Raw genomic sequence first — 21,049 nt, forward strand, 5'->3', positions numbered from 1 at the left:
GCTAATCTTACTGTGTCAATAAATTCATGCCATTATAGGAACTTCTTCATCCTTGGCGTAAGGAATGATGGATTGGGAGACGTCATTCGAGGCGTATCTGGAACATTTGTGCGAGGCGCTTGGGCATAACGACCGTGAATCAGGATTGAAGGGCTATTGCCAAGGGCTAATGCTGCCAATTCGGCGCAAGAGCGTCGAGCCGCTGGCCGCACATCTGGAGCCGGAGCATGTGAGCGCACGACACCAGTCGCTGCATCATTTCGTGGCGAAATCGGAATGGTCCGATACGGCGCTGCTCGAGCAGGTGCGGCGCTGGGTGCTGCCGCACATGGACCCGGCGGGCGGGTTGTACTGGATCATTGACGACACGGGCTTTCCCAAGAAGGGCAAGCATTCGGTCGGTGTGGCGCGGCAATACTGCGGTCAACTGGGCAAGCAGGATAGCTGCCAGGTGGCGGTGAGTCTGTCGGTGGCGACGGAAGAGGCAAGCTTGCCGGTGTCGTATCGACTGTATCTGCCGCGTGAATGGAGCGACGATCCCGCGCGACGACAGAAAGCCGGCGTGCCTGAGCAAATCGAGTTTGCAACCAAACCGGAGATTGCGGTCGGGCAATTGCGCGAAGCTCGGCAAAGCGGCGCGCCCGACGGTGTCGTTCTGGCCGATGCTGGCTATGGAGACGACACCTCGTTTCGCGAGGCCGTTAGCGAGCTCGGATTGCAGTATGCGGTGGGCATTCGCTCGAACACACGCGTATGGACGCCGGGTACTGCGCCTCTATCGCCGGAACCTTCCGTGGGGAAGTCGGGCCGACCGCGCAGCTTATTACGGCGCGCGCCGGGGCATGAGCCGATCGGAGTCAAAGATCTGGCCTTGACGCTCGATGCCTCGCGGTATCGCACTGTGATATGGCGTGAAGGCACGTGTGCCGCACTCAGTTCGCGCTTTGCCGCCGTGCGCGTGCGTGCTTCACACCGCGATTACTGGCGCTCCACACTGCGCGATGAGGAATGGCTGCTAATCGAATGGCCTGAAGGTGATGCGGAGCCGCTCAAATATTGGCTTTCGACTTTGCCCCCAGACACGACGCTCGAACGCATGGTTCATGTTGCCAAGATGCGCTGGCGTATCGAGCGGGACTATCAGGATCTCAAGCAGGAATTCGGCCTGGGACACTTCGAAGGACGTGGCTGGCGTGGCTTCCACCACCATGCATCATTGTGCATTGCTGCTTACGGGTTTCTTGTTGCTCAACGCCTTATACAGGGCGGCAGTAAAAAAAACTCCGCGAACCGCAATCCATTTGCCTTACCCTCGGATTACGTGCCACGCGGGTCCCCAGCGCGCGCAGCGCCACGTGGCTGATTCCATCACCACGCTGCGCTGGCGTATCGCTGCCTACATCGCGCGCCGGCTCCAGCGATGTCCGTTTTGTTCAACTTCCAATGCTGATTTATTGACACAGTAAGACTAAGGAAACGACGATTGCCGATGGCTCGGCACCGCGTCAACGTCCGGCTCGCCACGTGCCGGCGAGCGAAAAACGGACCGTCTGCCTGTTCGAATCCGACCGACGCCGATCCGGTGACGCGCGTGCCCATCCGACTTCCCGGGTATTCGAGGGAGGCACGATCAGCGGTGTACTAAACGCGGACCAGTCCGTGACCCTCCATACCAGTGCTCTGAGCTACACCGATGCACGACTGTTTGCCAGCGGCATGCTTCGCCCAGTGCAGAAGCGGACGGGCCGATCGCCGGACTTCCGCGGCCATCTCGACGTACCGTTCGACTCGCAATTCGAGACGACCGAATACACCGAGGACGTTGCCGGCTGGTGGAAGGTAACGAGAGGAGGGACGCAGTACCTCTTTCTAGTCCTGACTCGCCGCCCGAAGGTGACGAAGCGCTAAAGCAACTTCAGCGCGCCCACACATGACCCATAGCCCGCGCGATACCTCGGTATCCACGGGCTTTTTCTTTTCCCATTCCACCTCTCCCGCCGCATTTCAGGTCGCTCTGCCTTTCAACCTCCACCGGAGATCGACCTTGACGCTTGCATCCTATCTGACCACCCAGCAGCATGAAAAACGCCTCCTAGGCCTCCTCAACCAGTTTTCGTACAACCATCGCGTATCCACGGTTTTTTCGGACTTCGTCGAGCTGTCGGCGCTCGCGATCAGCAACGCTGTCGATCGAAACCAGTACCAAGACCGCGAAGCGCAATGGCACCTGGTCAACGATCGCTATTCGAAGGAAGAGCAAGCACGCTTTCCTGCCATGCTCGCCGAGCTGACGATGGCGTTCGAGCGGAGAATCGAAGCACTGCAGGTGAGCGGTGCGCGCAGCAACGTGATGTCGATCTCAGGCGACCTTGCCGATGTCCTCGGCGCCACGTTCATGGCGCTGGATTCCGGAAACTCGAGGGCGGGGCAGTTCTTCACGCCCTACGAGGTGTCGTTGCTGATGGCGGGGATGATGTTGACCGACGTCGATCCCACGATTTCGGAGAAGGGATACGTCACCCTGAGCGAGCCCGCTGTGGGAGCTGGAGGGATGGTGATCGCGGCCGCCGAAGTGATCCACTCTCGCGGCTTCATCTATCAGCGCTCGATGCACGCGACTTGTGTAGACGTAGATCTGCGATGCGTACACATGACCTATCTCCAACTCGCACTTCTGCACATCCCTGGGGTAGTCGTCCATGGGAATTCGCTGACGGTGGAAGAGTGGAGTGTGTGGCATACGCCGGCACACGTGCTCGGCGGATGGCGTGGACGGTTGCAACGCGCACGCGCGACCGAAAGGTCCGGTCGCAACTTTGACCCCGCCGTCGAGAACGCTGACCACGACCGCGAGATCGCGATCGAAGCGGTGAGCCACGGGACGTAACCACGAAATGAACTCAGGCCTGTTCCGGACGCGTCCGAAGCAGGCCTTTTTCTTTTACGGCCGCCACTCAACTCACCCCACCTTTTTCGGGCGGCGCTTCCTGGCGGCAGGGGCGGGCGGATTCGCGAAATATTCGAGCCGGCGCGATTCCACCTGCGCGCGAAATTCCTCCAGCATGTCAGACGGCGCGATCACCTCCGCCTTGACCCAATCCGGTGGGTACTGCACGTCTGCGAGATAGTCGTTGTAGACCTTCGTCCCGATCTGGCTCAGCCGAGCCAAGCTCAGGTCGTACTTGGCCGCAAGATCCGCGGGCGGACGCCCCTCGACGAGCAATGCGTGGGCGATCGCTCGAGTCTTCTCGACCATGCGAGGGCTCTTCGCGATCGCCTGCGCGAATTGTTCTTCGGACAGGCGAATTGTGGACTGGTTTTCGTGGTTCAGCATGCGTGACGGGCAGGTTCGCGCGCAAGCCGGAGCGGATTAGGCGAATGCCACCGGGCACTCGACTTCGACCTTGGTAAGGCCCACCGCAGCCAGGCGCTGTAGTAGATCCTCAAGGTTATCAAACTTCTCCGCAACTACCCCCGCAGTCACGCCCGCAATCCAGTGCCCATCGCGCTTTCGCACGAGCGCCGCTTCGCCCGCTGCGGCCGCACGAGCAAACGTCTCGATAGAGACCGTCGGGTCACATACGTCACCTGCGTCACCGTCCGGGGCGGGATCGGCCTGGACAGCGGGCGGCACGCCGGGCGCAGTGTCCAGCCGAGCACCGATGCCGGCGCTATCGTCCTCGCGCGGGCTTTCCGCGTCAGCGTCATGACCCGTCACACCAGGAGCATTGCCGGCCGGCGCCGCCGTGCTGCGGGACTCCGCAGGGGACACCTTGCCGTCGAAACCCTGACTGAACGTTGCGTCGCGCGCCCCGGTTCCCTCCTGGCCCCCGACACGGACATCTGCAGCAGCAGCCTGCTTGATTTCCTTGATTGCAGACCGAGCCGCTTGCCGCACGTTCAGATTCGGATCCGCCTTCGCGGCGCTGACTACGCGCTTCGCGGCCGCCGGATCCCGCTTCTCCAGCTTCGCGAGCTCGTTCACCGTCGAGATATCGGCCGTCACTCCAGCATTGACCGCTTCCGCCGCAACACCGCCGGCATCAAGCGCCTCGACGAACTTGAGCCGTTCGTGTATCCAGTTGATCGACTTGCCCCACAGCTCGGCCACAAGTTCGAGCGTGCCGAGTTCCGCGTAATCGTCTTTCACCGCAGCTGCGAGTTCCGCGGGAGTAAGATCCTCGCGTTCAATGTTTTCCGCGATCTGAACGCGCCGGGCTTGCTTGGCAGTCAGTTCTTTGATCGTCGCCAGCAAATCCATCCCGCCGATCTCGCATGCACGGTAGCGACGCTCACCAGCAACAAGAAGGAATTCGGAAATCCCATCGGGATCCCGCACGACGATCGCTGGCTGGAGCTGGCCGTTCGCCTTGATATCCGCCGCCAGCTCTTTAAGCGACTCAGACCGAAACCCCGGGTTTTTCGGCCCACGTATCTGCGCTTTGACGCGAATCCGAGACGGTGCGATGAGCTGCGGAATGTCGACGCCAGTGGCCCTTGCATCGATCGACTGCTGGACCGAAGAAGCACGCTTGATGCTATTCGCAAAGACATTTTTCACTTACGCCTCCTTCACCATGCCAAGACGCCCGAACACCTCGGCGCACGCGGCCATCATTTCCTTCGCAGCGACCCGCTGCGCGCCAGCACTCGCACCGCGCCATACGGGGCGGCCTTGGGCGAGCGATGTCGACACGCTTACCCGGTCCATTACGACTTGCTTGAGGATCAGATCGCCGAACTCCTGGCGCATTGCCGCAACACCGCCCAACTCGGTCAGCGACTTGCTGTTGATCTTGCACATCAAGAACCCGACCTGCTTCAGGCCCGGGTTGAATTCACGCCTGATCGAATCCAGCGTCTGTTGCAACTTTGAAATGCGGGCCATCGTGAACACGCTGATGTTCGTCGGCGTCACGACTGCGTCTACTTCGCACAGCACCCCAAGGGCGCGCCGTGCAAGGTGGGGCGGGGTATCGATGATGCAAAGATCGAAGTCCTTCTCGATCGTCGCGAGTCCCTCGTCAAGCGGCAAGGTAAGCCGGTCTTGAATCTCGCCGAAGAGTGTTCGAACCCGTCCCAAGTCGACCGGACCGTCTTGCTTTCCGAGCTCCGTTTCGAGATCCGCGAGCACATCGACGGGAAGATCGTGCAGGTCAAGAAGTTCGGGTTCAGCGTCGACCACGAACAGCCGATCGCCGACCTGGCGCGGACGGCGTCCGTTCGGGTTCCCCCGAAAAAGCTCACCGGTCGTCAGCGCGTCCGACGCGCCGTCACTCAGCGTGAAGACTTCGGATACGTCACCCTCGTCGGCGTCGATGAGCACCGTCCGCAGGCCCAATTCATTCGCAGCGTAATCTGCGAGGTGCAAGGACGTCGTCGTCTTGCCGACACCACCTTTCTGATTCGTAACCGCAACTTTATCCATCTCGAATTCCCCGGTTTGGACCCGCACTACTGCGTGGACAGACATCAGAATACTATTAATCATTTAATAGTTTGTCAACGCCAAATTGCGTGATTGAGTGCGCGGGAAATTCCCGCATGCGTGAATGCCAGGGGGACTCTATCGGAGGATGTGGAAATGCAGAAACGCCGCCCTGACAGCGGCGGCGTCAAAATTCCTCCAGTGCGAGCCTTCGTCAGCTCGCCAGCAAATCTGGAACGTCCTCATTCAACGGCGCGTTGTACTCGATGTGCGGCGGTATCTTCATGTGCCCAGTGATCCAGAGCCGCGCGGATTGCTTCACGCGTTGCTGTGTCGGTTTGTCAAGGTTGCCCATCATCGCGTCCGCCGCCGCGCGATAGCGGGGTGCACCGGTGGCCGCAATCCATAACCACTGCGCCGCTGCGAAAATGTTGCGCTCCTGGTAGTCGCTTCCCATACCGTTCAGCGAAGCGAGGTAATACATCGCGTCGCGTTGCCACTTTTCGGCACTTCGCTGCAGCTGGACGAGTCCATCGAAGTAGTTCTTTTCGGCGCCTTTCCCCTCCACAAGCGCGACGCCCCATTTCAGTAGCGCGGTCGGCTCACCGGCACCTGCAGCTTTCCGATACCAGAGCATCGCTTCGCGCAGGTCCGCCGGCACCGATCGAAATCCGTTCTCGTAGATCACTGCCAAATGCATTACTGCTGGCAGAAACACTTTGTCGGTCGCCGTATTTGCGGCCGCGCGAAACCAGCGCACTGCCAGCTCCGGCTGCGGATTCCCCCCGTTATCCAAGCCCCAGAGGTAGATCAACCCAAGGTTGTACGCGGCGAAAACGTTGCCGGATATCGTTCCCTCCGGCGTCATCTTTCCAGCGGCAATCAGGTAGGACTTCATCGCAATCGGGATGCTGCCGCCTGGTGGGTAGCCGGGCTGCATGGCGGTCGACGTGCCTGGCGAGCGACCGATCTGATAGAGGTAGCCGAACTGCATCGTCGCCCAGGGGTCCCCCCCGCGGGAGCTCTTGAGCAGCTTGTCGAGCGCCTCTTGCGAGCCATTCTGCGCTGCCCGGAATAGGGCGAGCGCATCTTTCTGATTACCACCGACAAGGCGGTCGAGAAGACCTGCAAAGCTCGGTTGGGTCCACGTCGCAACGGCCACTGCAGCGACATTGCGCAACATGCGGCGACGCGCACGCGAAGCGTTTCTGGAATATCGAACCGGCGGATACCATTTTCTCGCTTTCATCGGGAAGGGGGCTGTCTTGTCCAAGAAGAGCACTGTCATGCGGCGCATTATCGAACTGGTTATCGAAAATCCAGAAATCACCAGCTATGAAGTCGCTGCGTTGCTATATGAACGCGATATCGATGGGTATTCCCCTGAGATGAAGCGCGTCCGCGTCGCGCTCCACGGACTGTGCAAGCTCAGGTGGCTGAGTCGACGCGTCAAGGAAGGCGATGGCGTCTATCTCTATCGATATAGCCGCCGCTGGCCGCCGAAGAAAGACGCCGTCATCCACCGTCCCCCCGACTCTCCGCCGCCGGCCGTCGGCCGGCTCGCTACGGCAATGGTGAAGTGGGGGAAGTGCCGCGCCAATCACAACCAGTTTGAAACCACCGAGACCCTCAAATGAGCATCTTTTCCGGCGTAAAGCAGCGCGTGTTGTCTCAGCAGGCAACCGACCCTCAACTGCAGATGATGGAGCTCATGGTCCGCGACCGCCGAGCAGACCGCCGCTTCAGGATCCTGCGCCTCGTGATCGTCGTTCTCATTCCGATCCTTGTCTTCGTGAGCAAGATCGATCTGACCGCTTTGCCGCTCGCGTGGCCGTCGTCCACACCCCAGCTCGGTATCGTGCGAATCACGGGCACCGTAGGGAAGGGCACAGACAGGGCAGACGTGATCGTGCCGCAGCTCACTCGCGCGTTCACTGACGACAGCGTGAAGACCATTGCTCTGATGATCGACTCGGGTGGCGGTTCACCGATCGACGCCGAGCGGATCAACACCGCGATCGACACACTCAAGCAGAAGCACCGCAAGCCCGTCGTCGCCATCATCAATTCGCTCGGCGCGTCCGCGGCCTACCTGATCGCTATCCACGCTGACAAGGTGGTCGCCGGCCGCTTTTCCCTCGTCGGGTCGATCGGCGCTGTCATCGAGTCGTGGAACGTCTCGGGTGCGCTCAGACGCTTCGACGTCGAGCAGCACGCGTACGCGTCGGGACCGCTCAAAGCGATGCTGAATCCGTTCATCCCGTCGACAAGCGATGCGGACAAGAAGGCACAGACGCTCGTCAACGTGTTGGCGAAGGAGTTCGTCGACGAGCTCGTCCAGCAGCGTGGCACGAAACTCGTCGCGGGCGTCAGGTATGACACGGGCGAAGTCTGGAATGGCGAGGCCGCGAAGCGAATCGGGCTGGTGGATACCATCGGAACGATCGAAGACGTCGTGTCCGATCTGAAAACTCGCTATCCGGACCTCCGCACACGCGACTACACAACCGCTGGACCCGCGATCCGGCTTGGGATCTCCGATGCTATCGACGGGCTGCTGTCAGCTACGTCAGGACTTTCTGTCCGGTGATTGAGCTTGCCGTCGGCAACGTCCTGATCAGCTTACGCGGCCCGAAAGCGGACATCTCTAGCTAGCCACTACACTCTCTGAGTTGATGATTTCGCTTATGTAAAGTTGTAGAGGAATGCAAACTATGTGGCTCCATGAGGCGCTGTCTTGGACTCGAGCATTGACACTGGAAACCAGATCTCGGTGAACCATCTCTCGTGGACAGATCGCGCGTCGTTGACGCTGTCGATCGTACTGTCCCACGACCCACCGGCGTGTTCTGGTAAGCGTTTCGCTCGACGACGATGTCCGAGTTTGCGATCTCAAGGTTCGGCGCAGTTGGGGCGAACCCGCGCGTGACGAACGGGTGCTCCATGCAATCGCCGTCAAGCGTTTCCACACGTGACATCAAGCACCGTTAGCGCGGCTTGTGCAGCACCAGTCTCAGGGCCTTGCGCAGACAATGGCTGTGAGAATAAATGGTATGACCTGATGCGCGACGGCCTTGCTGCCCGCAAGCCGAGAATGCTCTTCGACCGAATCGATCGGCGCCTTGACGACGACGCCGTAAATCGAGCCCGGCAGCGGGTGGCCGCTTCCTTGCCTGAATAGCGCGTCATACTGCTCGTAGGCGAAAACGGCATAGACGCTGAAGCCGAACACCGTGAGCGCGGCGTCACTGGTAGGCCGGAATGCGTTGATCGAATTCTGTTCGACCCGCATCGGATCGCGATCGATATAGCCGTGATTGAACAGGCGCACGATGAACGCGTGCGCGTTGGTTTTACAGTCGAACTGCGCGTCTAGCGCATACGCGTGGCTCGGCGCGGGGGCGAGCCAGACTCCGCCCGCAAAGAATGCGGCCAGTGCATTGTGGAGGATTTTCCTCATGGCAGTTTGCGCGAACCTGATAGGTCCGCCGTGTTCGTCATCCGTACCACATGCCCCGGTTGGACAGGCACGCTCCAATCCGCGATCTTTCTGCCGACCTTGTCGCGCAGGTACATGCCGACCGTCTTGCGATCCGACAACAGCGCGGCTGGCATCGACGCCCCGATCATCTCCCGCACCGAGGCTTGCGCAACGCCCTCATTGGCTTGCCAGCAGTTGGTAATGGCGAGCGAGGCCTTCTGCGCGTCATGGACGTGCCAGAAGATAGCAGCATCGACATTGACGGGCACGGTGTCCTTGGTCGGCGCCTGTTCGGTGTTGAAGGAGGTGGTTTGAATGCGTTTTTCGGTGGCCGCGTCTACGTTGTCGGGGATTGTGATGCGTATGAAAAAAACGGCACCCTCGACGCTCTTCCGCTTTCTGATCACCAGGATAACGAACTTCTCCCACACGTTGGCGCCCCGAACGGACAGCGCGACGACGACGATGATGAAGAGGAGGACCGCGGCGTACAGGTTGTCCCACGCGCCGACAGCGAATGCCGCGGCGACAAGCGCGGCGGATAGAGCCCGTGTGATGGCATTCATGGTGACACTCCGTTTCGGTGACGACGGCCCGGCCGTAAGCGATGTAAAGCGTCGCATCCCGAGTCGTCCTGCGCGCTCTGGCCACAGGGACCCCGGCGCTTGATCCGAACGTGCGCCCGATCACTCGAAGCCGAACTGCACCCGCCAACCTCCGATTTGCGAAACGATTTCCATGACGAATCGCAGTGCACCGGCGCCGGCGCCGGCGCGCGCGTATCTCGCAGGCTCATCCCCAGCGCTACTGCTCGGTCTGCTGCCGCAGGTATTCGTTATATTTCATCTGCATGTACTGTTGCCGATCCATTTCATGCAGTTGTCGCGGATATCGCTCGCTGGCGTCGAACCAGTCGGTCAGGCGTTGCTCGAGTCGCTTGTCGGGCGGGCTGGACAGCGCGCCGAGATACGCATCGATGGCCAGGTAGTAGCGCATCGTGTTGCGCTCCATGAGGCCGCGCATTCCGCCGATGTATTCCGCCTGAGCCGCGGACGGATCGGCGATGTTGGTGAAGCCAACCTTGCCGCGACCGAAGGCGGCCAGATAGGTTTTCATCGCAAGGCGCCCGATCACGCCGTAACTATAGGCATAGGTCAAATGCAGGAACGTGCGGTTGTCGCCAAGCGCCACCGCTTCCAGCACGATCCGATAATCGCGGGTATTCAATGGTCCCCGGTCCGCATGGAGCTTGACCTGCAGGTATCCCGGGCCGGTGGTCGCCGCGTCGTATTCGAATTGCACCCGGTAAGTCATGCTGAGCTCCTCGGCAACTTCCTTCTTGCTGACGTTCACGATCAGCGTATTGCCGCCGCCGGCGCCGGCAGTACGGCAATACTTGATATTGGGGTGCAGGATTAATGCGTCGCACCAGTTCAACGGGTCTCGCGAAGGGTCATTGAACGCGCCGTTGACGGTCGCGAACGGGTAGGCCATCACCGCGTAGACCTCGCCCTTGAGCGTGGAAGAAGATTCCTCCGAGTCGAGATACAACGGGCGCTCGAACTGGTTGTGATCGAGCCGGGGAATCAGTTGCCGGTAAGCCTCTCGCAAGTTGGCCGCCTCGTCCGCACCGTCCGCAGGCGTCCCTCCCAGGCATGGCAGGCTGCACGCCATCAGCATCGACGCCACCAGCGCCACCTTGCGTAGCGCGTGGCTGGTTGGGCTTCCTGCAGATGCACTCATCGATTTGCTCCGGCTCGCGACGGCATGCGCGTTAGGCGTGATCGCACGCGAGACATTTCTTTCGTCGACGCTGCTGGCGGATGTCGCCGCGCGTCGCGGCGCGCACGGGCTTGTCCGGCGCCAACACATTGGGTGAAAAACCTGCGCCCCTACATTCTGTCCTGCAATCTGCGATACGAAGTAACGCCCGACTGCGGCGATTGTGCGGCGATGGCTGCCACACTATCGCGGCATCCATCTGTCGAGGCCGACGCAACGATCAATGCGTCTTCTTCGCTTGCTTCGCCTGCTTTCTGATCGCTTCCTTGGCGTCGCGGTATTTCTTCTGCCCTTCTGCGACTGCTTGCTGGGCATCGCCTTTGACTTCCTGCTTGCCGTCGCCGATGGCTCGGCCAATTTCCTCGTTGACCTTGCCCTTTGCCTTCTCCGCGACGCCTTTGACTTGATCCTTGTGCATTACGAATGCTCCGGTCGCACCTGCTGGATGGATGACCTGCCGCCCGTCGCGATGAGCGCATCGAGCGATACACGCGATACGCGCAGAATCTGAAAAGCAGCAACCGCTCACCGCATTCCGCCGTCACGCTGGCGCGTGCATGGCGGAATGCCGGCCGAGCCACCTGCTGACGTGCCGCTACATCGGCGGCGTATTACCCGAATGAAGCGCTCCGCCCCATTGCGAATCCGCCACCGCAGGCCAATGGTCCCTGTCGAATCCGGATGCGCTCTTCATCCTTTCTTCTGTTACGTCGAGCCGGAAGCATTTCTTGCCGGTATCGAGGGTGAACGCGCTCCACGGCACCGCGAAAAGTTTGTCTCCTATCCCGAGGAAACCGCCACACGACAGCACGGCGTACGCGATCCGGCCGCTGCCAACGTCCAGCATGATGTCTACGACCTTCCCGATCTCCTTGCCATCGGATGACAAGACGTTATCCCCAGTCAGCGTGCCAGCCGCCATGACATCGGGGCCAGGCCCGCCTGTGGTGGTTGCGCGACCGATGATGCGTGCGCCGCTGCCGTTGCTCGGAAGTGGATTGCTGGGAGAAACAGGTGTCATGATCAGTTCCGGTATTCGTTGCACGAAATGCCGGCGAGCGTCGCCGGCCAGCGTGACGGTGCGAAGCGCGCGCCGATCCGGCTCTGTTCCGAGCCGGGACGATGCGCGCCTCGCCTGCAATCGCCCGCCGTCATTCGGGCCGAAAACATTCTCGATTCGAGCAGCGTTTCGGACTGAAATGCGCGCTGGTTTACGCGCTATGCCCAGCCTGGATCGTTGCCGTATCACACTGCGCCTCGCCTCGAGCAGCACCGGCTTTCGGCCCCGGCATCCATTGCTGTCGACGAGATGACATTGGAAGCGCGACGCATGTACGGTGCGCGTCGACGTGCCGTGCCGAGGCCCCCTGTGTCGATGTCTACTCGGTGCGCGTACCGGGCATGCGGCTGGAGAACATCCGAACTGTCGTGGCATGCGTACCAGTCAACTCAACCTACCCTATGCGCGAGCAGCCCGGGAGTCGGTACGCTGCCGTACCCATGCGGGAACGGTAGTGATGCGGTCGGATCATGGGAGCGACCACAAATCGCCTGTTGCGACGCTGCCTTGGTCTCAAGCGTCCATTGAAAATGGCATGCCGATTTTCGATCCAAGCGGACATCGACAATCGCGTATGCGCCTCCACCCTCCGCGTACCGGGGGCACCCAAAACAAGTCGGGAACCGTCAGCCTATGGCAGGCGACTTAACCGCGCGATTCGGCGATTCGGGGATGGAAAGCGTGTTGCCGGTCAGTCGCTGTCGCTGCGCATCTTGAGAAATCATGCCCTCCTCCAGGATCGCGCACATTGCGACGAGCAGCACGATCGCGACGGCCACGAGTCCCGCATAGCCGATGATCCTGAGCGTCTTCATTTTGCTTCCTGCGATAAACGATGGCCGTCGCGACCTGGATCGTTTTGATCGCGGTCGTTGACCAGCCATCGCGTGACGAGCACGTAAGCGAGATGCCCTATCTCAATCCCAAATAGCCGAGGACGAATAGAATGATGACCACGGCTCCAACGAGCCAGACAATGTTGTACATGGCAACTCCCCTCAAGTTAGACGCCGACCTGATCTGCTGCGCGGCTTGTGTGCCACGGAGCCACGCGGGCGAAGCTTCCAGCGATACCCGGCGTTTTGCCGCAGCAAAGACTTGCGCGATTGAGCCGGTTATCGGTTCGAAGGCGCGCCTCGCGACGGGGGCCGGGAACCCGATGCGCGAAGGGCGTAACGCGGCGTTCTCGCATCCAATCGCGGATGTCTGTACGGTAGTAGCCGCAGTGAGGTCGGCACGATGCGTGAAGCACCGTGCGAGAGGGGAATATCCCCCCCCTCTTGAAGCCTCCGTGTCCAATCAGGCCTTTTTGACAGCATCCTTGGCGTCGCCAAGATTCTTGCGCGCCTGGCCGGCTGCTTGCTGGAGATCGCCTTTGACTTCCTGTTTCGTGTTGTGCGTGGCACGGCCAATGACCTCATTCACCTTGCCTTTGACCTTCTCCGCAGTTCCCTTTACTTGATCCTTGTTCATGGTAGAGCTCCAATACGTAACTGATCTGTGGATGCTGCTGCTATCTGTTGCCGTCAGGTGATAACACCGTCTGATCGGTGAATCGGTATTCGATAAAAATCATCAGATATCCATATTTTTACCGGCTGACGAGGGTGTTTCAATGTGCGGGCGGACGATTCTTGGCGACGTCTCGGGTCGCTGCCCAGTAAGGCTGCCGATTGTAGAACTGGTGAAGCGACGAACCCCACTGCTCGTCCGCCATCGATGGCCAATGGTCCTTGTCGAACGCGGGGGCATTTTTCACGTGGTCTGCGGTGACGTCGAGCCGGAAGCATTTTTCGTCCGTGTCCAGGGTCAGCGCACTCCACGGAATGGCGTAAAGTTTGCCGCCGATGCCGAGAAAGCCCCCGCTTGACAGCACGGCATACGCAACCCGGCCGCTGCGTACGTCCAGCATGATGTCTGAAATCTTCCCGATCTCCTGCCGGTCGGACGTGAAGAGCTTGTTTCCCTTGAGCGTATCGGCTTCCATCACGTTGGGGCCGGGCCCGTCGCCGGCCCCGCTGCCGACAATCGCCGCACCCGTATCGCTCGTCGATGGCCGATGGGTCGGGTCTAGTATCGTCATGATTCCCTCCTGGTTTCATTTCGCGGGACGCCGGAGCGGATCGCCGGCTCGCCGTGATGGACGGCACACACCGGTCACGCGATATGAACGGTTACGTGCCGGACAGGTGTCGCCTCTGGCCGCCCTACCCGTTGCGCACCTGCCGCTCACGCTGAGCGCCTGGTGCATTGAAGAGGGAGAGCGAGTTGCAACGATGCGCGGTGCCGGGATACGAAGTCGGTACGGCGCCGTACCGGTCCGCGAGAATGAACGATCGGAGCCGGTGCTCAGATGAAAACGAACATCGCGATCACGGCGGCGCCCATCACACCGGTTGAAAGCCATCCCACCCACCGCAGCAGCACGGGTGTGACGAAGGCGCCCATGACCTTTGGGTTCGACGCCATCAGCATCATCAGCACCATGATCGGTACCGACGTGACGCCGTTGATGACCGCGCTCCAGAACAGCGCCTTGATCGGGTCGATCGCCGTGAAATCGAGCGCGAGGCCCACGACGGTCGCGAGCACGATGATCGCGTAGAACCGTTTCGCCAGTTGCGGCTCGAGGGCAAGGCTGTTTTTCCACTTGAACGTGCCGGCCATCGCGTAGGCCGCCGAGCCGGCCAGTACCGGCAGCGCGAGCAGCCCCGTGCCGATGATGCCCAGACTGAAGAGCAGGAACGCAAACTGGCCGGCGATCGGTTTCAATGCGGAGGCGGCCTGCGCCGACGTCTTGATGTCGGTGATATGGTGCGCATGCAGCGTGACCGCAGTCGTGAGAATGATAAAAAACGCAACGAGATTGGAAAATGCCATTCCGATCGACGTATCAAGGCGAATGCGGCTCAGGTTTGCCGGCCCTTGCGACGGCATTTTCGTCAGCGCCTGCTGCCCCTTCTTCGCCTGCAGTTCCTCGACCTCCTGTGACGCCTGCCAGAAGAACAGGTATGGGCTGATGGTCGTGCCGAACACGGCGACTACCGTCGTGACGTAGCCGGTGCTCCACGAGCCGTGCGGAAGTACCGTGCGCAGCGCCACGGTCGCCCATGGGATCTGGACCGCAAAGATCACGCCGACGTAGGCGAACAGCGCCAGGGTGAGCCACTTGAGGATGCGGACATACCTGCGGTACGGCACGAACATCTGCAACACCAGCGAGAACACGCCTAATCCGACCGTGTAAGCCCGCGTGGGGCCGCCGACCAGTAGATTGACGGCTGCGCCCATGGCCGTCAGGTCGGCCGCGATATTGATCGTGTTCGCCACCAGCAGGAGGATGACGGTGCCATACAGCAGCCAACGCGGGTAATGACGTCGCAGATTCGTCGCGAGACCATGGCCGCTCACCCGGCCGATCCTCGCGCTCACGACCTGAATGGCGACCATCAGCGGATACGTCAACAGGACGGTCCACAGCATGTCGAAGCCAAATTGCGCACCCGCCTGCGAATAGGTGGCAATGCCGCTCGGATCGTCGTCCGCCGCACCGGTGATCAGTCCAGGTCCGAGCTTCGTCAGCCACGAGTCGGCCTGGCTATCGACATCGCTGTTGAGTTTTTCAGACGGAACCATGTCTTAATCCATAGACGCTCGGAGCGGCGCGACGACAACTGTTGATTGCAGGAGCGAATCCGCTATTCATGCCGCGCGCCAGACGTGGTTCGGTACCCGAAGTGATTGACCGAGGGCACCACCGCGAAGGCGTGCGGCGTGCCGCCGATCGAACTGCGCCGGCACAGCTTTCCATTGCGAAGTCGCGACATCGGTCACGACGAAACGTGCCTGAAGGAACATGGTCGGCCGGTTTCATGTGATGACCGCAGCCGACCTACCATCCTTCCCGTTGCCCGGACCCATGCGCGCCCTGGTCGTCGGCATGCCCGGAGTGATTCATATGGTCGCGGGAAGCGCCACTTTGATTCCACCCGCTTTCGTGACCACCTCCATACGAACCGCCATACCCCCCGCCTCGATCACCACGATAGCCGTCGCCGGGTACCCAAAGGCATCCGGCAAGTATGGTTGCAATAGCCGTAAGACAGACATAGGTAGATGAACGCATGTTGCTCTCCTTACCAGTCGCATCCGAGTGTGGCGGTTCGTTTGATCGACCGGAGACGAATGACGGAATCATTCTCCACAGATGTGAACCACGTCACTGTTCGTGAACAGATCGTGCACGAGCGGATGGTTGCGCGAGACATCCTCCGGTCGGCGAGATTGCGTGTCTGTACGGTGAAGGACGCTTGTGGAGGCGGACGGGTGGTCGCGCCTTGTCGCCATCGTGATTCATTGCAATATGATTTGACATACGTTGCCGTACCGGTTGCGCGACATCGACCGACACGGGCCATCTCCGTCGTCGGCTTGCCAAAATCGACACACCGGACGTGACGCGCGCCGACGATCGACATTTCCCTCCTCACACGAAGCGTTCTGCAACGCCGAACGAGACTCGGGCCGAGGCGGATGTTGTGTCTTTGTACGATGACGTACCGCGTCCAAAGCCGCCCTGGCGTAGCGTTTGAAGCTCCAGCAACCACGAGGAGACGATGATGCTGCGACGAACATTTATCTTGGGCACGCCGGGATCCATCCTTGCCATTTCCCTTGCGGTTTCGGGTTGCACGATGACCGGCACATCCGACGCTAGCGGCCATCAGGTCGACAAGCGCCACACCATCGATGCAGGCGTCGACTCGACCCTTGCACGCCTTTACACGAGCGCCAACGGCTCGCATGAGCTCGTCGGCAAGGCGCGTGGCGTACTGGTGTTCCCGTCCGTCATCGCGGCCGGCTTTGGGATCGGCGGTCAGTACGGTGAAGGCTCGCTGCGCGTTGCCGGAAACACGGTCGGGTACTACAGCACCACGACCGGCTCGATCGGGCTGCAGATCGGCGCGCAATCGAAAGCCATCATTTTCCTGTTCATGACCGCGGATGCGCTTGATCGCTTCCGTAACAGCGAAGGCTGGTCGGCGGGTGGCGATGCATCGGTGGCGGTACTGAAAGTCGGCGCGAACGGCAATGTCGACACCAGCACCGCGACCGCGCCGATCGAAGCGTTCGTACTGACGAACAGCGGGTTGATGGCGGGCGTGACGCTCGAAGGAACGAAGATCACGAAGCTGACGGCGCTATAGCACTCACGCTCAAGGCCTGCCAGGTGAACGTACCGGCCAACACATCGATCCGATGGTGCGGCAGCAGATCTGGGTTCAACACGCCTGATACGCACATAGGCGTACTCGTGCGCGGAGCTTGTCCCGCACCCTACCGGACGCACGCGAGTCATCGCGGCACACCGTTCTGCGGTCGACGCCGGGCAGGCCTGGCGACCGCGATTTCCCGTCTCCCGCTCCGTGAAATACCGGGTTCCGTATCAATCGCGCACCTTGATCGGACATGTGCCGGCACTATAATTTTTGAAGGCAGATTCGCATTCGAAGGGTCATTCCGAACTCATCGAAAAAAGGACGCATTGGCAACGCCCTCCCGTCCGGTCGTGGGATCGGTAAAGTATGATGGTTGTCTCGTCCCGCCGATTCCCGCTGCGCCCATATCGACCGGATTCTCCATCATCAGCCAGGCGCGAGCACAGGAGCCACGTATGCTGGACAACCCGCCCATTACCGAAAATCACCTGCTTGCCGCACTGCCGGAAAACGAACGCGCTTACCTCGCCCCCCACCTGGCCCTTGTCGACATGCCGTTGGGAAACGTGCTGTACGAGTCGGGCGGCCAGATGCATCACGTCTATTTTCCGACCACGTCGATCGTGTCGCTGCTGTATGTGATGGAGGATGGCTCGTCCGCTGAAATCGCGATCGTCGGCCATGAGGGCATGATCGGTGTGTCGCTATTCATGGGCGGCGAAACGACGCCGAGCCGCGCCGTCGTGCAAAGCGCAGGGCAGGCCTACCGGCTCGACGCGCGCATCCTGAAAGAAGAATTCCGGCGCGGCAATGCGATGCAGCGCCTGTTGTTGCGCTATACCCAGGCGCTCATCACGCAGATGGCCCAGACCGCGGTGTGCAACCGACATCACTCGATCGACCAGCAACTTTGCCGCTGGCTGCTGCTCAGCCTCGACCGCCTGCCTTCGAACCGGCTGCGCATGACGCAGGAACTGATCGCCAACATGCTGGGGGTGCGCAGATCGGGCGTGACGGAAGCGGCATTGAAGCTGCAGGACGCGGGCCTCATCCGCTACAACTACGGCCATATCGAAGTGCTGGATCGCCCTGGGCTCGAAAAACGCGTGTGCGAATGTTATGGGGTGGTCAAACGCGAATTCGATCGCCTGCTCCCCGATCTGAAGCGACTCTAGCCGCTACTGCGCCGCATCGTACCGGCCTTTCCCGCACGTGCCCCTGGCGCCACGCGAAGGCGTGGAAGCGACCCGATATCTCCGTGACATCGTCTCATCCGGCTACCCTGTACTCCGGGAACATCGGCGCGCCATCGCCACGATCGATACCTCCGCGATCAGCGATCTCGCTGAGTACCGGCGACGACTCGATGGATCGCGGTCACGCAGGGTGCTGACCCGCGCCGCGCCGTGCAACCCGCGCTAACGGTGCTTGACGTGCGACAACTTCCGATGATGCTTTCGATGGGTCGGGCGGGAAATCATCCTGGTGACACCGCCGATCGACGGTGGATCGCTGGCGGGGAATGTCCCCTCGACTGCCTCGTCGACATTGCGTTCGCTCTTGCCGCCGTTCGTATGCTGCTCTCGATACCTGCTGCGCATAACCGCCTCCGTGGCGCTGAGTGTCGGACGAGGCCGGCCGGCTTCGACTGACCGGCGTATCGACGGCCAGCCAGCGTGGAATCCCGCCGATCACGACGCCAGCATAGGCCCGATTTGAAAATTCCGCTGGACGCGGATCGCGAGCCACCGCGAAGCGCCGCGCATCGGGAGACGAGCCACGCGCACCGGCAAACCGTCCGGCATCGGACAGACTGAGCCACGCGTCCCGCGTATAGCTAAGCTACCGGGCCGAATTTTCCGTCGACCGAGTGAGTCGTGGTACGTCGACTCCTTCAGAAATTTCATCAGGATCCGCCATGACACCCGCTCTTCTCGCCGCCCCCCGAAAGATTGCCTACGCGTTCTCCCTGGCGGCGACAGTCGCCTTCGGCGCTGCCGTCTCCCCCCAACTCTCGAAGGCCGCCGGACCCGCACCGAACCGGTCACCGCCCCACGTCATGACCGTGGCCGCCCAAAAGTCGGTCGACGGGCGCATCAACAGCCTGCACCAGCGACTTGGCATCACACCCGGCCAGGAATCCCTGTGGCAGCCAGTCGCGCAGGTGATGCGGGACAACGCGAAAGCGATGGAGACGCTCAGGAAGATCCGTAGCGATCATGCGAGCAGCATGAGCGCGATGGACGATCTCCACTCCTATGGCGATGTCGCCAACGTGCACGCCGATGGCGTCAAAAAGCTGACCACGGCATTTCAGCCGCTGTACGACAGCATGTCCAATACGCAAAAGCAGAACGCGGATGCGATTTTCCGTGGCAACGACCACCACCTGATCAAGAAACAATAGTTCCGGACCGTTGGCCGATACCGGCTGTCGATGGCAGTCACTGACCAGCGGATTCCGGATCCGTACACAGGAGAACATGATGGACGTTTCTATCGGACATGCACGTCGAACCACAATGGCGCCGAGATCGGGTATGCGACTCGTCGGCCTGATAGTCGCGATCGGCTGCCTTTTCGCTGCACCGCCGTTGCATGCGGAGAGAATGAATCACGGTTTGGACCAGGGCAATCACGCGCGCATGACACATCAGGATGGTCGTCACTACGGACATTACCGGAACGGTGGCCACGACGGCTATAACGGCGACGAGGAGTATGCGTATGGCGCGCCTCCGATGGTTTACGCGCCGGTACCGGCACCGGGCATCTCGCTGTTCATGCCGCTGCGGCTTCGCTGAGACACAAACCGAATCCCGCAGCCTCGGTCGCCCGGCAGCCCGTCGACGTGTTGATCCTAACTGCTTCGCGATCCTGACGACGAAGACCGAGAGGATGTTCCGCGACATATCGGGAAGGACGGCTCGCCGCCGGATGGATCACCCCCGTTCTCGAGCGGGTGCATGCTTTGTACGGTTTCGTACCGCATCTGCCATTCGGCGCGTGTAGCGTTTCAACCATGCCAACCATCCGAGAGGACGCGATCGGCAGGAATCGCTCGGCACCAACGGACGAACGACTGGATGCCACGGTGTGGCAGGCCGTTCAGCCGGATCACCGACGTGCCGGGCATCGCTCTGGCGAGGACATCATGTTGCGAAGCATTCGAAGGTTGCACGGAGACACGGTTCGAGCGAAGGACAGCGATATCGGCCACATCCACCAGGCCTACTTCGACGATGGCAACTGGTGCATCCGTTACCTCGTCGTCGAGACGGGCGACTGGCTGCACGACAGGCAAGTGCTGGTCTCGCCATATTCCGTCACGCATGCCGATCCCGAGACCCGCACGCTATACGTCAGCCTCACGCAACAGCAGGTGAGAGATAGCCCGAATCTGGACACGCACAAGCCGGTATCGCGCCAGCACGAGATCGAGTACCTGCGTTACTACAACTACCCGACCTACTGGGGCGGCCCGAACCTTTGGGGAATGGGCGCATACCCTGCTTTCGATCCCGCCGGGCCGTCGCAGGACGCCGACGCGGGCGATCCGCTTCTCCCGCACACCGCGCCGGCCGGCGCAGCGGCGGATACGCATCTGCGCAGCACCGGCGAGGTCGACGGATATCGGCTCGAAGCCAAGGACGGACATATCGGTCACGTGTCCGACTTCATTTACGACGATGAAGCCTGGGTGATCCGCTATCTGGCAATCGACACGTCGAGCTGGTGGTCGACCGGCAAGGAAGTGCTGATCGCGACTCACTGGCTCGACCAGGTGGACTGGCCCACGGAAACGGTATCGACCACGCTCACGCGCGACGCGATCCGCCAGAGCCCTCCATACGACGACTCGCAGCTCGTTCATCGCAGCTACGAGATCGAGTTGCACGAGTTCTACGGCAAGCACGGCTATTGGCACGGAGACCGATAACGCTGACCCGCGCAACGGGTAGCCAACGCAACCCCCCTTCCATGCGGGATATCGCGTGACAGGACGCCAGGGAGCAGCTGCATGACCTCAACCGATTTCCCGCCAACCGACGGTTCGGCACTCGATGCGCTCTGCATCG

The 21,049-nt window shown here is 60.9% G+C and carries 24 protein-coding genes; 10 read left to right on the top strand and 14 right to left on the bottom strand.

The window, feature by feature from the left end:
• Positions 1-67: 67 nt before the first annotated feature.
• From J7024_RS31455 to J7024_RS31465, 3 genes are all read left to right on the top strand, one after another.
• Entirely contained in the window at positions 68-1,363 is a 1,296-nt protein-coding gene (locus J7024_RS31455; RefSeq protein ID WP_124831038.1) for an IS701 family transposase, read from the top strand.
• Between the two features lie 296 nt (positions 1,364-1,659).
• Positions 1,660-1,908: a hypothetical protein gene (locus J7024_RS31460; RefSeq protein WP_234745765.1), complete on the top strand. Its 249-nt coding sequence runs from the start codon at positions 1,660-1,662 to the stop codon at positions 1,906-1,908.
• 136 nt (positions 1,909-2,044) lie between these two features.
• Positions 2,045-2,887, top strand: a complete 843-nt coding sequence (locus tag J7024_RS31465; protein WP_234745767.1) for an N-6 DNA methylase — start codon at positions 2,045-2,047, stop codon at positions 2,885-2,887.
• A 72-nt stretch (positions 2,888-2,959) separates the two neighbouring features.
• Here J7024_RS31465 and J7024_RS31470 read toward each other — a convergent pair whose 3' ends face one another.
• The 4 genes from J7024_RS31470 to J7024_RS31485 all read right to left on the bottom strand — a co-directional run bounded on the left by J7024_RS31470 (position 2,960) and on the right by J7024_RS31485 (position 6,716).
• Entirely contained in the window at positions 2,960-3,334 is a 375-nt protein-coding gene (locus tag J7024_RS31470) for a TrfB-related DNA-binding protein (protein ID WP_098557332.1), read from the bottom strand.
• A gap of 36 nt (positions 3,335-3,370) precedes the next feature.
• Positions 3,371-4,561: a ParB/RepB/Spo0J family partition protein gene (locus J7024_RS31475; protein WP_124825519.1), complete on the bottom strand. Its 1,191-nt coding sequence runs from the start codon at positions 4,559-4,561 to the stop codon at positions 3,371-3,373.
• Complete coding sequence (locus J7024_RS31480) at positions 4,562-5,428, bottom strand: ParA family protein (protein WP_124825518.1); 867 nt, start codon at positions 5,426-5,428, stop codon at positions 4,562-4,564.
• A 214-nt stretch (positions 5,429-5,642) separates the two neighbouring features.
• Complete coding sequence (locus J7024_RS31485; protein ID WP_234745768.1) at positions 5,643-6,716, bottom strand: tetratricopeptide repeat protein; 1,074 nt, start codon at positions 6,714-6,716, stop codon at positions 5,643-5,645.
• Here J7024_RS31485 and J7024_RS31490 point away from each other — a divergent pair.
• Complete coding sequence (locus J7024_RS31490) at positions 6,694-7,065, top strand: hypothetical protein (RefSeq protein ID WP_143748216.1); 372 nt, start codon at positions 6,694-6,696, stop codon at positions 7,063-7,065. The two genes, J7024_RS31485 and J7024_RS31490, sit on opposite strands and share 23 nt — an antisense overlap.
• On the top strand, positions 7,062-8,018 hold the full coding sequence (locus tag J7024_RS31495) for a S49 family peptidase (protein WP_234745769.1): 957 nt from the start codon (positions 7,062-7,064) through the stop codon (positions 8,016-8,018). Before J7024_RS31490 ends, J7024_RS31495 begins: the two co-directional genes overlap by 4 nt.
• A gap of 423 nt (positions 8,019-8,441) precedes the next feature.
• Here the strand turns inward: J7024_RS31495 and J7024_RS31500 are convergent, their stop codons facing one another.
• The 9 genes from J7024_RS31500 to J7024_RS31540 all read right to left on the bottom strand — a co-directional run bounded on the left by J7024_RS31500 (position 8,442) and on the right by J7024_RS31540 (position 15,387).
• A complete protein-coding gene (locus tag J7024_RS31500) occupies positions 8,442-8,759 on the bottom strand; it encodes a hypothetical protein (protein WP_234745770.1) in 318 nt (105 codons plus the stop codon).
• A 125-nt stretch (positions 8,760-8,884) separates the two neighbouring features.
• Positions 8,885-9,475, bottom strand: a complete 591-nt coding sequence (locus J7024_RS31505) for an SPFH domain-containing protein (RefSeq protein WP_234745772.1) — start codon at positions 9,473-9,475, stop codon at positions 8,885-8,887.
• Positions 9,476-9,713: 238 nt separating this feature from the next.
• The gene (locus tag J7024_RS31510; RefSeq protein WP_234745775.1) at positions 9,714-10,652 is read right to left on the bottom strand and encodes a hypothetical protein; all 939 of its coding nucleotides are present in this window, start codon (positions 10,650-10,652) and stop codon (positions 9,714-9,716) included.
• A gap of 259 nt (positions 10,653-10,911) precedes the next feature.
• A complete protein-coding gene (locus tag J7024_RS31515; protein ID WP_234745776.1) occupies positions 10,912-11,109 on the bottom strand; it encodes a CsbD family protein in 198 nt (65 codons plus the stop codon).
• 177 nt (positions 11,110-11,286) lie between these two features.
• Positions 11,287-11,712, bottom strand: coding sequence for a PRC-barrel domain-containing protein (locus tag J7024_RS31520; RefSeq protein WP_234745789.1), 426 nt, complete (start codon positions 11,710-11,712; stop codon positions 11,287-11,289).
• Positions 11,713-12,377: 665 nt separating this feature from the next.
• A complete protein-coding gene (locus J7024_RS31525; protein WP_234745777.1) occupies positions 12,378-12,566 on the bottom strand; it encodes a hypothetical protein in 189 nt (62 codons plus the stop codon).
• 484 nt (positions 12,567-13,050) lie between these two features.
• A complete protein-coding gene (locus J7024_RS31530) occupies positions 13,051-13,224 on the bottom strand; it encodes a CsbD family protein (RefSeq protein WP_234745779.1) in 174 nt (57 codons plus the stop codon).
• A gap of 139 nt (positions 13,225-13,363) precedes the next feature.
• Complete coding sequence (locus J7024_RS31535; RefSeq protein ID WP_234745780.1) at positions 13,364-13,834, bottom strand: PRC-barrel domain-containing protein; 471 nt, start codon at positions 13,832-13,834, stop codon at positions 13,364-13,366.
• A gap of 266 nt (positions 13,835-14,100) precedes the next feature.
• Complete coding sequence (locus tag J7024_RS31540) at positions 14,101-15,387, bottom strand: NRAMP family divalent metal transporter (RefSeq protein WP_234745782.1); 1,287 nt, start codon at positions 15,385-15,387, stop codon at positions 14,101-14,103.
• A 983-nt stretch (positions 15,388-16,370) separates the two neighbouring features.
• Between J7024_RS31540 and J7024_RS31545 the strand changes: the two genes are divergently transcribed.
• Both J7024_RS31545 and J7024_RS31550 read left to right on the top strand, forming a co-directional pair.
• The gene (locus J7024_RS31545) at positions 16,371-16,958 is read left to right on the top strand and encodes a BPSL1445 family SYLF domain-containing lipoprotein (RefSeq protein WP_012328524.1); all 588 of its coding nucleotides are present in this window, start codon (positions 16,371-16,373) and stop codon (positions 16,956-16,958) included.
• Positions 16,959-17,425: 467 nt separating this feature from the next.
• Positions 17,426-18,145, top strand: coding sequence for a Crp/Fnr family transcriptional regulator (locus J7024_RS31550; protein WP_234745783.1), 720 nt, complete (start codon positions 17,426-17,428; stop codon positions 18,143-18,145).
• Between the two features lie 243 nt (positions 18,146-18,388).
• Here J7024_RS31550 and J7024_RS37400 read toward each other — a convergent pair whose 3' ends face one another.
• Positions 18,389-18,571, bottom strand: a complete 183-nt coding sequence (locus tag J7024_RS37400) for a hypothetical protein (protein WP_327796274.1) — start codon at positions 18,569-18,571, stop codon at positions 18,389-18,391.
• Between the two features lie 317 nt (positions 18,572-18,888).
• On the opposite strand from J7024_RS37400, the gene J7024_RS31555 reads away from it, so the two are divergent.
• The 3 genes from J7024_RS31555 (at position 18,889) to J7024_RS31565 (ending at position 20,910) form a co-directional block, all read left to right on the top strand.
• The gene (locus tag J7024_RS31555; RefSeq protein WP_234745785.1) at positions 18,889-19,377 is read left to right on the top strand and encodes a Spy/CpxP family protein refolding chaperone; all 489 of its coding nucleotides are present in this window, start codon (positions 18,889-18,891) and stop codon (positions 19,375-19,377) included.
• Between the two features lie 133 nt (positions 19,378-19,510).
• A complete protein-coding gene (locus tag J7024_RS31560) occupies positions 19,511-19,774 on the top strand; it encodes a hypothetical protein (RefSeq protein WP_234745787.1) in 264 nt (87 codons plus the stop codon).
• 350 nt (positions 19,775-20,124) lie between these two features.
• A complete protein-coding gene (locus J7024_RS31565) occupies positions 20,125-20,910 on the top strand; it encodes a PRC-barrel domain-containing protein (RefSeq protein ID WP_234745788.1) in 786 nt (261 codons plus the stop codon).
• Positions 20,911-21,049 lie beyond the last annotated feature (139 nt).

This window comes from Burkholderia sp. WTPI3, from assembly GCF_021483755.1.
Taxonomy (GTDB): Bacteria; Pseudomonadota; Gammaproteobacteria; order Burkholderiales; family Burkholderiaceae; genus Burkholderia.